This window comes from Pseudomonas rosaeacicularis (assembly GCF_057128745.1).
This window is the reverse complement of record NZ_JBSKHT010000001.1, coordinates 157,395-169,825: the sequence shown is the minus strand read 5'-3', so window position 1 is coordinate 169,825 and position 12,431 is coordinate 157,395. Positions and strand designations below refer to the sequence as shown.

Annotated in this window: 8 protein-coding genes and 1 tRNA gene; 4 read left to right on the top strand and 5 right to left on the bottom strand. The window is 59.0% G+C overall.

All coding sequences use genetic code 11. From position 1 onward, the window contains the following. Positions 1-35: 35 nt before the first annotated feature. Both desA and ACWKWM_RS00795 read left to right on the top strand, forming a co-directional pair. Positions 36-1,220: a delta-9 fatty acid desaturase DesA gene (gene desA / locus ACWKWM_RS00800; RefSeq protein ID WP_483844296.1), complete on the top strand. Its 1,185-nt coding sequence runs from the start codon at positions 36-38 to the stop codon at positions 1,218-1,220. A 141-nt stretch (positions 1,221-1,361) separates the two neighbouring features. Continuing rightward, positions 1,362-2,339: a GGDEF domain-containing protein gene (locus ACWKWM_RS00795; protein WP_483835098.1), complete on the top strand. Its 978-nt coding sequence runs from the start codon at positions 1,362-1,364 to the stop codon at positions 2,337-2,339. 167 nt (positions 2,340-2,506) lie between these two features. Here the strand turns inward: ACWKWM_RS00795 and ACWKWM_RS00790 are convergent, their stop codons facing one another. The 3 genes from ACWKWM_RS00790 to gabD all read right to left on the bottom strand — a co-directional run bounded on the left by ACWKWM_RS00790 (position 2,507) and on the right by gabD (position 6,782). Then, complete coding sequence (locus tag ACWKWM_RS00790; RefSeq protein ID WP_483844295.1) at positions 2,507-3,733, bottom strand: HDOD domain-containing protein; 1,227 nt, start codon at positions 3,731-3,733, stop codon at positions 2,507-2,509. 150 nt (positions 3,734-3,883) lie between these two features. Further along, a complete protein-coding gene (gene gabT / locus ACWKWM_RS00785) occupies positions 3,884-5,164 on the bottom strand; it encodes a 4-aminobutyrate--2-oxoglutarate transaminase (RefSeq protein WP_483844294.1) in 1,281 nt (426 codons plus the stop codon). Between the two features lie 175 nt (positions 5,165-5,339). Further along, a complete protein-coding gene (gabD, locus tag ACWKWM_RS00780) occupies positions 5,340-6,782 on the bottom strand; it encodes an NADP-dependent succinate-semialdehyde dehydrogenase (protein WP_483844293.1) in 1,443 nt (480 codons plus the stop codon). 341 nt (positions 6,783-7,123) lie between these two features. Here gabD and ACWKWM_RS00775 point away from each other — a divergent pair. Both ACWKWM_RS00775 and ACWKWM_RS00770 read left to right on the top strand, forming a co-directional pair. After that, positions 7,124-7,200, top strand: a tRNA-Arg gene (locus ACWKWM_RS00775). 794 nt (positions 7,201-7,994) lie between these two features. Next, complete coding sequence (locus ACWKWM_RS00770) at positions 7,995-9,353, top strand: MFS transporter (RefSeq protein WP_483844292.1); 1,359 nt, start codon at positions 7,995-7,997, stop codon at positions 9,351-9,353. 186 nt (positions 9,354-9,539) lie between these two features. Here the strand turns inward: ACWKWM_RS00770 and ACWKWM_RS00765 are convergent, their stop codons facing one another. Both ACWKWM_RS00765 and ACWKWM_RS00760 read right to left on the bottom strand, forming a co-directional pair. Then, the gene (locus ACWKWM_RS00765; RefSeq protein ID WP_483844291.1) at positions 9,540-11,435 is read right to left on the bottom strand and encodes an FTR1 family protein; all 1,896 of its coding nucleotides are present in this window, start codon (positions 11,433-11,435) and stop codon (positions 9,540-9,542) included. 59 nt (positions 11,436-11,494) lie between these two features. Next, a complete protein-coding gene (locus ACWKWM_RS00760) occupies positions 11,495-12,418 on the bottom strand; it encodes a LysR family transcriptional regulator (protein WP_483844290.1) in 924 nt (307 codons plus the stop codon). Positions 12,419-12,431 lie beyond the last annotated feature (13 nt).

Genomic DNA, 12,431 nt, shown 5'->3' with positions numbered 1-12,431 from the left:
ACCTCTACGCGTTTTTATCGAGGGCAATTCAGCCTATGTGGAACAACGGTTTGCTCGACCTTTCTGTCTGGCAATTGGTCGCAGTCACTCTGGTGATGACTCATATCACCATCGTCAGCGTCACGGTTTACCTTCACCGCTATTCAGCCCACCGTTCTCTGGAACTCAACGCCGGGCTCAAACACTTCTTCCGTTTCTGGCTGTGGCTGACCACGGCGCAGAACACCCGCGAGTGGACCGCTATCCACCGCAAGCACCACGCAAAATGCGAAACCGTCGATGACCCGCACAGCCCGGTCATCAAGGGCTTGTCCACGGTGCTGCGTAAAGGTGCTGAACTGTATCGCGCCGAAGCCGAGAACCCGGACACGCTACGCATCTACGGCAAAAACTGCCCCGAAGACTGGATCGAGCGCAATCTGTATTCGCGCTTTCCGTTGCTGGGCATTGCCATCATGGGCGTGCTCGATCTGGCGCTGTTTGGCGTGATCGGCATCACCGTCTGGGCGATCCAGATGATGTGGATTCCTTTTTGGGCCGCCGGCGTGGTCAACGGCCTGGGTCATGCGGTCGGCTATCGCAACTTCGAGTGTCGCGACGCAGCCACCAATCTGGTGCCTTGGGGCATCATCATTGGCGGCGAAGAGTTGCATAACAACCACCATACCTACCCGAACTCGGCCAAGTTGTCGGTCAAGAAATGGGAATTTGACATGGGTTGGGCGTGGATCAAGTTGTTCAGCTTCCTGCGTCTGGCCAAGGTCCAGCGCGTAGCGCCGATCGCTCATCGCGTGGAGGGCAAGGGCCACTTGGATATGGACACCGCGATGGCGATTCTCAACAACCGCTTCCAGATCATGGCCCAGTACCGCAAGTTGGTGATTGCACCCTTGGTTGCACAAGAACTGGCCAAGGCCGATGCGTCGGTGCGGCACCAGTTCCATCGCGCCAAGCGCCTGCTGTCTCGGGAAACCAGCCTGCTGGACGACAAGCACCAACTGCGCATTCAAAGCATGCTGGCGCACAGTCAGGCGTTGACCGTGATCTACGAAAAACGCCTGGCATTGCAGCAGATCTGGCTCAAGACCAGCACTAACGGCCACGACATGCTCGCGGCGATCAAGGACTGGGTGCATGAGGCCGAAGCCAGCGGAATTCAGTCGCTTCGCGAATTCGCCGATCAGCTGAAAACCTACTCGCTGCGCCCTTCTCACACCTGATGCCGTTGATCGGCGCGCACTGATCCCAGTGGGCGCCGATCGGAACTTCGCGCCAGCCGTCCGATCAGAACTCCACTCTCACACTATCCTGTGTGCATGTTGTGGCTGTGCGCCGCACCTTATGACTGAGATGCAGTGCTCATGGACAACCAAACGCCCATTGTTGAAGTACCCGCTGCAGCTGAGACGTTGCTGGCGCTGATGCATGCCCAGGCAGAAGTGGCACGGCTAAGCGAGCGCGAGCAGCTGTTCAGCTCACTGCTGGTCAGCGTGAACGCGGTACTTTGGGCGTTTGATTGGCAAACCCAACGCATGATCTACGTCAGCCCCGCCTATGAACGCATTTTTGGTCGCTCGGCGGGCCTGCTACTGGCGGACTTCGGCGAATGGCGCGACAGCATTTATCCCGACGACCTCGATTACGCCGAACGCAGCCTGAGCGAAGTGCTCGAGAAGGGCTCGGTCGAGGATCGCGAATATCGCATCATCCGCGCTGACGGCCAGGTTCGCTGGCTTAGCGACAAATGCTTCATCAGCCATCAGGCCGAGCAAGGCCAGCGCCTGATCGTTGTCGGCATCGCCGAAGACATCACCGAAAAGAAACACCTGGAGGACGAGTTGCAGCGGCTCGCCACCACCGATGTGCTCACGCAGAGTAGCAACCGTCGTCATTTCTTCGAATGCGCCCAGCGCGAGTTCGAACAGGCGCGGCTGCAAGGCACGCCGATGGCGTTCCTGTTGCTGGACGTGGATGACTTCAAGCTGGTCAACGACACCTACGGTCACCAGGAAGGTGACATCGTGCTACAGCGCATCGCCGAAAGCGGACGAACGACGCTGCGCCGAGGCGACCTGTTCGGGCGCATCGGCGGGGAAGAATTTGCGGCGGTGTTTCCCGGTTGCGCGCCAGAGATGGCCAAACAGATCGCCGAGCGCCTGCAACGTGAAATTCAGCGCCTGAGCTTTCAGCGCGACGACAAATCATTCGGCATTACCGCAAGCCAAGGCCTGACCAATCTCGGTCCGGATGATCAAAGCCTGGAAGCGCTGTTTGCCAGAGCTGATGCGGCGATGTATCAAGCTAAGCGTCAGGGCAAGAATCAGATCGTGCTGGTCTGACACGGCGCTAATTGTTGGAGCGAGGCTTGCCCGCGAAGTTTACGCCTCGGTTTATCTGACGCCCTGCGTCGCTGGCTTCGCGGGCAAGCCTAGCTCCAACAGGATCAGTGTCTACTGTGTGACGGTGCGGCGTCTCGACGACGGGTAATCTCCTACAACACTAAACTCTACCCCTCTACTTTCTTGCGCAACCGCTCCAGATCCGACGCATCGATTTTCAACAACCGCGCCGGCTTGGATTTGGCCAAGGCCTGCAACGCGCTTTCCTCGTCGCCCAGCCGACCCATCTCTCCTGCCACATTCATCGCCAGCACCTCGCGCGTGAATACGCCGGTGTTGTACTGGTAAACCGCCGCAATGAGCTCGCGCAGCTCCAAAGGCAGACGCCAACGGGTGCGTAGTGCTGAGCCAAACGCTGCAGAATATTGATTCAGAGCACGGGTGATCACCTCATCACTGAGCACGCCACCCGCCAGCGACCACTCCTGCAGACAACGCAGTACGGCCAGATCCCCAAGATTGCGCAGCAAGCCCGCGCAGTGACAGCGCTCCTGGTCAAGCTCCAGCATCCGCGCCAGAGTGCGGGCGTAATTGGCGGTGCGTTGAGACAAACCCCAACACTCATTGGCCCGTACAATCAGCGCATCATCGGTTAACACCGCGCCGCGCTTCATGGCCATGCCTGAGATCAAGTTCGCGCTTTGCGTACCTCCCAAGGTTGCCAGCGCCTGATGCAATGTCTGAATCGGCTTGCCCAAATGCTGAGCCGCACTGTTGGCCGCCGCGATCAGCCCGGCCACCAGTTGCGGATCAGGCATCAGCGCTTGTTCAAGCAGCTTGATGTCGAGCCCGGAAGGTCCTTGGCTGAGCGTGATCGCCTGCTGCACGTCGACAAACAACGGCGCGCCATCGGCCACTTCACGACGCTTCTCCAGAAAGTCGGTCAGCGTCAGACCGGGCGCAAGGCTTGGGACTTCACACGCGACCTGAGCGCCGCTGTCCAGCAGCAACCCTTCCAGACGCAAGCGCAGGCCGTCCATGTTCAGTGGTTTGGTGAGATAGGCTGTGGGCGCCAGCTGCACAGCTTCGCGCACGCTCGCACCGTCATTGCGGTTGCTCAGGAGAATAAAGGGAACTGTCGGCTGCTTGCGCACAAGACGCACGCTGCGCAGCAGGCTGAGGCCATCGATGCCAGCAAGCTCGCGCGAGGCGATCACAAGGTCAGGCACCGCGCCCTTAAGCCACTGCAACGCCTGACTGCCGTCAGCACACACTTGTAGGTGCGCATCGCAACGCACACTCAACACCATTTCACTGAGCATCTCGCGAATCCATGGATCGGATTCGGCAATCAATACACGGGTTATATCGGGGGCCTTCACAACGGTCATCATGACTCTCCGGCATCACTCCCCGTACCTTAGTCAAAGAGAACGCACAGAAACAAACAAAAGCGATATTTCTGACGCCATAAGACGAAAAAACCCGCCTAAGCGGGTTTTTTTCCATTTGGTCACAATTTAATCACCTGCGACCTAATGGCTTCAGGCGATTTCAGCAAAGCATTCTTCGATGATTTTCAGGCCTGCATCCAGCTGCTCGTCCGGCGAGGTCAACGGGACCAACACGCGCAGTACGTTGCCGTAGGTGCCGCAGGACAGCAGGATCAAACCCTTGTCACGCGCCTTGGCCACAACCTGCGCCACAGCGGCCGCGTTCGGCTTGTGGGTGTCGCCGTTTTCGAAGCACTCAAGCGCAATCATCGCGCCGAGGGCACGCACTTCACCGATCACCGGGTACTTGGCCTGAATAGCGCGCAGGCCTGTTACCAGACGCTCGCCGACGGCTTTGCAGCGATCCAGCAAATGCTCTTCTTCGAAGACTTCCATGACCGCCAAAGCAGCCGCACAAGCGATCGGGCTACCGGCGTACGTACCGCCCAAGCCGCCCGGCGCGATGGCATCCATGTACTCGGCCTTGCCGCAGACACCGGCGAGCGGGAAGCCGCCAGCGATGGATTTAGCGAAGGTGGTCAGATCAGCCGAAACGCCCATCTGCTCCATGGCAAAGAAAGTACCGGTGCGGCCTGCGCCGGTCTGTACTTCGTCAGCGATCAGCAGGATGCCGTGTTTGTCGCACAGTTCGCGCAGACGAATCATGAAAGCCTTCGGCGCGACGTAGAAACCGCCTTCGCCCTGAACCGGCTCGATGATGATCGCGGCGATGTCTTTGGGCTCGGCGTCGTTCTTGAAGATGCGCTCGATGCTGGCGATGGAGTCGTCAACGCTTACGCCGTGCAGCTCGTTCGGGTAGATGGCGCGAAAGATGCCGCCTGGCATCAGGCCCATGCCGGCCGAGTAAGGTACGACTTTGCCGGTCAGGCCCAGGGTCATCATGGTGCGACCGTGGTATGCGCCGGTGAACGCGATCACGCCAGCACGGCCAGTGGCAGCGCGAGCAATCTTGACAGCGTTTTCTACAGCTTCGGAGCCGGTGGTCACCAGCAGGGTTTTCTTGGCGAAATCACCTGGGACCTTGGCGTTGATTTTTTCACACAGCTCAACGTACGGCTCATACGCCAGCACCTGAAAGCAGGTGTGAGTCAGCTTGTTCAGCTGCTCGGTCACGGCGGCGATGATTTTCGGGTGCACGTGGCCGGTGTTGAGTACCGCAATGCCGCCCGCGAAGTCGATGAACTCACGACCTTCAACGTCAGTGACGGTAGCGTTCTTCGCATGATCAGCGAAGATTGGGTGAATCTGACCAACGCCACGCGGGACAGCGGCTTCGCGGCGTTTCATCAAGGATGCGTTTGTTTTGCTCATGATTTCCTCATTCGCCGCTCATCGGGCGGCGTGGTTCAAGGATGAAGCAGCGGGGGTCAACGACGACAGCATACGATGATCGACTGTCGCGGCCTCCCGGCCACCAAATAGTTTCGGTACTACAAAAGCCTGTGAAGCGTCGCTCTCGCGCCCCATAGGCTGTGATACCTGCGCCTCAGACCGAGAGGCAGAGGTATTTGATTTCCAGATAATCTTCGATTCCGTACTTGGAGCCTTCGCGGCCCAGGCCCGAAGCTTTGATCCCGCCAAACGGCGCGACTTCGTTGGAGATCAGGCCGGTGTTGATACCCACCATGCCGTACTCCAGCGCCTCGGCAACGCGGAACACGCGGCTCATGTTCTGTGCGTAGAAGTAGGACGCCAGACCGAACTCGGTGTCGTTTGCCATGGCGATCACTTCGTCTTCGTCCTTGAAGTGGAACAGCGGCGCCAGCGGGCCGAAGGTTTCTTCCTTGGCCACGGCGGCATCCTTGGAGACATTGACCAGAATGGTCGGCTCAAAGAAGTTGCCTTCCAGGCTGTTGCCACCGCTCAGCACTTTCGCGCCTTTGCTCAGGGCATCAGCGATGTGCTCTTTGACTTTGGCCACGGCCTTCTCGTCAATCAGAGGGCCGGTGGTGGTGCCTTCTTCCAGGCCGTTGCCGACTTTGAGCTTGGCCACCGCGACCTTCAGCTTGTCCGCGAACGCGTTGTACACCGAGTCCTGAACATAGATGCGGTTGGCGCAAACGCAAGTCTGACCGTTATTGCGGTACTTGGAGATGATCGCGCCTTCGACGGCCTTATCCAGGTCCGCATCGTCGAACACGATGAAGGGCGCGTTGCCGCCCAATTCCAGCGAAACCTTTTTGATATCGTGGGCGCATTCAGCCATCAACTGGCGACCGATTTCAGTCGAGCCGGTGAACGACAATTTGCGCACGATGGGGTTGCTGGTCAGCTCGCCGCCGATGTCGCCCGCGCTGCCGGTCACAACGTTGAACACGCCAGCGGGGATGCCAGCGCGCTCAGCCAGTTCGGCCAGTGCAAGTGCAGAGTAAGGGGTTTGCGATGCAGGCTTGAGGACCATGGTGCAGCCAGCGGCCAGGGCCGGACCGGCTTTGCGGGTGATCATTGCGGCCGGGAAGTTCCAGGGGGTGATCGCCGCAGTCACGCCGATTGGCTGCTTGAGCACGATCAGGCGCTTGTCCGGTTGGTGACCCGGGATCACGTCGCCGTAGACGCGCTTGGCTTCTTCCGCGAACCACTCAATAAAGGAAGCGGCGTAAGTGATTTCGCCTTTCGCTTCGGCCAGTGGCTTGCCTTGCTCCAGAGTCATCAGGCGGCCCAGGTCGTCCTGATTCTCGATCATCAGCTCGAACCAGCGACGCAGTTTGTTGGAGCGCTCTTTGGCGGTCAGTGCACGCCAGGCCGGCAAAGCCTTGTCTGCCGCTTCGATGGCGCGGCGGGTTTCAGCAGCGCCCATCTTGGGCACGGTGCCCAGAATCTCGTTGTTTGCCGGGTTGTTGACCTTGATCGTCTGGCCGCCATCGGCATCTGCCCAGGCGCCATTGATATAGGCCTGTTGGCGGAACAACGTGGAGTCTTTGAGCTGCATGTCGGTCTCCTAAACAGCACCGCGCGAGGGCGCAGCGTTTTATTGATTGTTCAAAGGCGCCTCGGACGAGGCTGCCGTCAGGAAAACATCGCCGGGACCCTGAATGCACAGCTTGCAAAAGGTGCGGGAGACCGGACAAGTGCGTTTGAAATCTCAAACGAATCCTAGGGACTACAGGGTTAAAGGACAATAGCCTGTTCGAAAAAAAGAACGGCTGATTGCAGATTGACCCGTAAATCTGATCAACGCCCCGCCGATTGGTGAAAACCGTGTGAAATCAACAACAGTCAATCGCCAGCATGGACGCATGCGGGCCAGATGAGTATTATGGCGCCCGCGTCGCACCAGTAGCTCAGCTGGATAGAGTACTGCCCTCCGAAGGCAGGGGTCATGGGTTCGAATCCCGTCTGGTGCACCATTTTTGATTTCAGGTCGCGCGACGCGTTCTGAAAGTCACCGTTTATAAAGAAGCCCGCCGATGTGCGGGCTTTTTTTGTTTTGAGATTCTCTTCTGCCCAAAGGGGGTAGGAGCCCTGCTTGCAGGCGATGGGGCGCGAAGCGGCCCTGAAACCAGACGCCTTGGTATATCAGACACGGCGCATGCACTGGTTTGCTGCCGGTTCCCGGCAGATCGTCGGCAAGCCAACTCCTACGGCCTTCGGCCAGAATCAAAAACATCCCATCCGTACGCGATTAAATCTGGGCATGAAACCTGTGGGAGCGGACCTGTCCGCGAAGACCAAGCGTCAGGCACTAAACAAGCGTCGGCAGTTATGACCCTTTCGCGGACAGGTCCGCTCCCACGGTTTCAATTGCGAGCTGGCTTTGCCGATTACCCGCGCAAAAAGATGGCCTTTAGACATTTTTCTCACTTTTATTTTCGACACAAATCGACACACGTCAGCGCCCATGACCCGTACCCTTCAGACGATACAACCGGGCACGTTGTCGCACCCAAACGAATGCCATGCGGTTGTACTGAAACGTTTCATCTGTCATAAAAGGCTGGCTACGGGCTCGAAAATCTAGAAAAACATAGATTAATGGGTCGACGATAGCTGCTCGAATGTTCGACCCCGCGCATGACCAAACACGCCAGTCGTTGCCCGCTTCCCGTAGCGGATACCTGTGCTATCCAGCCTGCCTTTTCAACCTCATCGAGGCCATTCATACGGCGCGCCCAAACGTCGTGCATCAAAAAAGGACCGGACATTGAGCGATCAATCCACTCCGAACTCTCCACTTGCCAGATTTTGCGACAAAGTCGGCATTCCCTATCCGCTGTTCTGGGGCTTTGTAGGCCTGCTGATCTTCATGATCGGAGACGGCGTCGAACTCGGCTACCTCTCGCCCTTCCTCAGTGAACGTGGCATGCCCGGCGATGAAATCGCCATGATCTTCACCATCTACGGCGTCACGGTCGGGATCTCCTCGTGGCTTGCCGGCGCGCTCTCCAATATCTGGGGACCCAAGAGAGTGATGTTTCTGGGCCTGATCATCTGGAGCGTGTTCGAAGTGCTGTTCCTGATTTATGGCCTGCAGGAACTGAGCTACTCCATGATTCTGCTGACCTATGGCTTGCGCGGCTTTGGTTATCCGCTGTTCGCTTATGGCTTTCTGGTCTGGATTGCGGCGGCCACACCGTCCCGCAAAATGGGTATGGCTGTGGGTTGGTTCTGGGTGGCTTACGCCGCAGGCCTGCCGATGCTGGGTTCGCTGGTGGCAAGCGTCGCCATTCCGCTGATTGGCGCGTTGCAAACGTTCTGGCTGTCCTTTGGCCTGGTGGTCGTTGGCGGCGTGGTGGGTCTGGTCGGGATGCGCGAAGCTCATGGCATGCGTCGATTGGCGCCCGAAGGTGAACGTCCGATGGTGTCGATGGCCAAGAACATCACCATCATGTGGACGCGCCCGAAAGTGTCACTGGCCGGGCTGGTCCGGGTGATCAACACCTCTTCAATGTTCGGCTTTCTGGTGGTGATGCCTGGCTTCTTTATGCACACCGTTGGGTTCACACTGGAAGAATGGCTGCGTCTGCTGACCATCGTCTTTGTGTTCAACATCATCGGCAATCTCAGCTCCAGCGTGATCAGCACCAAGATCGGATTCCGTAACACGATCCTGTGGTTCGGCGCAGTGGGCAGCACGATCAGCACGCCACTGTTCTTCTTCATGCCACAAGCGTTCCCGCACGACTTCCTGATTGCCTCGGTGTTCGGTGCCTTTTACGGCCTGACGCTGGCGTGCTTCGTACCGCTGTCAGCGCTCGCACCGGCATTGGCGCCGCAAAACAAAGCCGCTGCGCTGTCAGTATTGAGCTTGGGCGCTGGCGCTTCGACGTGGGTCGGGCCGGCAGTTGTCGCGATCTTCAACGAGCGTTTCGGTATTGAAGGCGTGGTCTGGGCGTTCAGTGGGCTGTACGCACTCAGCGCTGTGCTGACTGCATTCCTGAAAGACCCGGAACCGGTGCACGACCCTATCCTGATCAAGATCAAACGCCGGATCAAAGTCTACGCGCCACGAATCGATTTCCGTTGGGCGCATGCGGAAGACCCGAACAAAGACGTAAGCTGAATCAAGCAGGCTCCCATCCAACATCGGGCTGGTTACCGATCGTGGGAGGGAGCTTGCTCGCGATGAGGCCGGTACACTCGCAGCATATTCGGGGTACCGATTTTCCAATCGCGAGCAAGTTCCCTCCCACAACCCCACCTTTGCTTCGCCACAGCACCGCGGCTTTACCACGAAGCATCTTCCAAGTCAGGCCGCCTGGACCCGCCGCTTCTCGGCCAGCCAGCTACGGCCATACAGCAGCGCAATCGCAACGATTGCCACCGCTTGAGCGCTCAACGAGTACGCGTCAGCATGAATACCCAACCAATCGAACTCGAAGAACGGCACCGGCCGAGTCCCGAATATCCCCGCCTCTTGCAGCGCCTTCACGCCATGCCCGGCAAACACCACCGACAGTGCGCAAAGCAACGCGGCGTTGATGCCGAAGAACAACGCCAGCGGCAGTTTCGCCGAGCCGCGCAGGATCACCCACGCCAGACCAATTAGCAGCACCAACGCCGTGGCGCCGCCCGCCAAGACTGCGTTGTGCCCCGCAGGCCCGGCTTGCAGCCACAGGGTTTCGTAAAACAGGATCACTTCGAAAAGCTCTCGATAGACCGAGAAGAACGCCAGAATTGCAAACCCGAAACGCCCCCCTCCACCCACCAGACTGCTCTTGATGTAATCCTGCCAGGCCGCAGCGTGCCGACGGTCGTGCATCCAGACGCCAAGCCACAGCACCATGACACTGGCGAACAATGCGGTCGCACCTTCGAGCAATTCGCGCTGTGCGCCGCTGACGTCGATCACATAGGCCGCGAGCGCCCAGGTAGCCAAGCCCGCCACCAACGCCAGACCCCAACCGATGTTGACGCTGCGCACCGCCGATTGCTGCCCAGTGTTGCGCAGAAAGGCCAGAATCGCCGCCAGCACCAGAATGGCTTCCAGCCCCTCGCGCAGCAAAATCAGCAGCCCGGAAATGAAGCTCAACGAAGTGCTCAAACTGTCGCCGCCAAGCAAGCCGGCCGACGCCTTGAGCTTGGCTTTAGCCGCTTCCAGCTTTTGCACAACCTGCGGGATCGATAGTCCGTCCTGCAATGACTGCCGATAAGCCATCAGCGCTTTTTCGGTGTCCTTGCGCACAGTTGCGTCGACGTTATCGAGCGAGCTTTCGACCAGCTCGAAGCCTTCCAGATACGCCGCCACCGACAGGTCGTAAGCCTGCTCGCGGTCACCCGCTTGATATGCCGCAAGACTCTTGTCCAGCGTGGTGCTGGTGTAATCGAGCAATTGCGCCGGGCCGCGTTGAACCTGCGGTGGCTGTGCGCGCTGCGCCCGGAAAGTCGCCGCCACTTGTGGGCCTTCGGCAGCACTCACTTCAGCAGGCGTCTGACGGGCCAGGTCGGCCAGGTTGAAAGCCTTGCCCTTGGCTGCAGATGCATCAGCGCTGAAGCCTGCGATGTAGGTGGCAACATCCCAACGTTGACGGTCGTCCAGTTGATCGGCGAACGCCGGCATGTCGGTGCCTTCAATCCCCAGTCCGAGCGTGTTGTAAACGTCATACAAACTCAGCCGATCGAGGCGCGCAGCGTCGCGCAAATTGGCCGGCGGAGGCGTAAGTCCAATCCCCGCCGGGCCATCCCCCGCCCCTGCATCGCCGTGACACACCGCGCAGTGCTGCGCATACAACGGAGCGCCTCGGGTGGGGTCGGGCGTGATGATCGGCGCTTGGCTGACTTCATAGGTGACTGCCAACTTCGCGCCCAGCTGCCGGGCCTGACGCGCGACCAGTGCGCCGTCCACGCGTTGCTCGACGGCCTTTTGTAAGTCATCGACGCCGCGCTCCAATTCGGCCCGTTCCGGTCGCGCGGGCAAGGCGACGATCAGGCTTTGCAACACAGCCAGAAATTCGACCTGCTCGCGGTATTCCGACTCATCCACAACCTTGCCTCCGGTGACGGTCGAGGGGTAATCGGCGCCGATGTAATCGAGCAAATGCAGCGCCTGGGCCGCGCCATCAACCGAATCCGCCGACGCTGAGAAGCTGCAAAACGCCAACAAAGACAGGCCAACGCAGCGCAGGAGTCTGGATGGGGAAAACATGAGTGAGTCTCAAATAGGAATGCGAAGGGTTGTCATTGTTCACGTCTCGCGCGACGCACTCAAGCGTCCCGACGAGATAAAAGCCGCGGATGATCCGCTCGGTAGAATTCAACGAGAAAATCCACAAGCGCACGCACCTTGGGCGCCAAGTGTTTGCTCTGAGGATAAAGGGCGTAGTAGCGCCGCTCGCCCAAGGTGTAATTGGGCAGCACATGCACAAGACGGCCTTGCGCTATGTCGCGCTGTACTGTCACTCGGGTAAAAGCTGCAATGCCGCAGCCGGCCAGAGCGGCAGCATGTAGGGCGCTGATTGCATCGCAACTCATCTGACCTGCCAGCGGTACCCTGATCTTTTCCCCGCCCAGGGTCGGGCTGAGTTGCCAGTGCCCGACTGAGCTGCCGGTAAAGGCCAACAACCGGTGCTGGATTAAATCTTCTGCTATGCGGGGCAAACCCCGCTCTCGAATATAAGCGGGCGACGCCACCAACATCATCGGCGAAACGGTCAACGTGCGCGCCATCAGGGTGCTGTCATCCAAAGGACCTGAAATGCGCAAAGCCAGGTCAAAGCCGTCGGCTACCAGATCAACAAAGCGGTCTTCGCATGATAATTCCAGTTGGATACCCGGATAACGTCGCTGGAAATCCGGCAGCCACTGCCCAAGGTCTTGAGTTCCGATGACCAGCGGCACACTGACGCGCAGCAGCCCTGCCGGACGATTGTGTTGCTCGGCCATAGCCTGCGCCGCCGCTTCAACCCGGTCCAGAATGTCCACGCAGGCGGTGTAATACTGCTCACCTGCATGGGTCAGGCTCAAACGCCGGGTGTTGCGATTGATCAACTGCACGCCAAGCTCGACCTCAAGCTGTTGCAACTGGCGGGAGATCGTCGAATGGGTCGTGCTCAAGCGCTCTGCTGCCGCCGAAAAGCCCTTGGCTTCGACGATGCAGCGGAACGCGCGCATGGCGCAAAACTGGTTCATCAACTCTTGACCC

What these genes read in the sequence shown, in the direction of transcription:
- desA (WP_483844296.1), top strand. Translation starts at nt 36, where the DNA reads ATGTGGAACAACGGTTTGCTCGACCTTTCTGTCTGGCAATTGGTCGCA.
- ACWKWM_RS00795 (WP_483835098.1), top strand. Translation starts at nt 1,362, where the DNA reads ATGGACAACCAAACGCCCATTGTTGAAGTACCCGCTGCAGCTGAGACG.
- ACWKWM_RS00790 (WP_483844295.1), bottom strand. Translation starts at nt 3,733, where the DNA reads ATGATGACCGTTGTGAAGGCCCCCGATATAACCCGTGTATTGATTGCC.
- gabT (WP_483844294.1), bottom strand. Translation starts at nt 5,164, where the DNA reads ATGAGCAAAACAAACGCATCCTTGATGAAACGCCGCGAAGCCGCTGTC.
- gabD (WP_483844293.1), bottom strand. Translation starts at nt 6,782, where the DNA reads ATGCAGCTCAAAGACTCCACGTTGTTCCGCCAACAGGCCTATATCAAT.
- ACWKWM_RS00765 (WP_483844291.1), bottom strand. Translation starts at nt 11,435, where the DNA reads ATGTTTTCCCCATCCAGACTCCTGCGCTGCGTTGGCCTGTCTTTGTTG.
- ACWKWM_RS00760 (WP_483844290.1), bottom strand. Translation starts at nt 12,418, where the DNA reads ATGAACCAGTTTTGCGCCATGCGCGCGTTCCGCTGCATCGTCGAAGCC.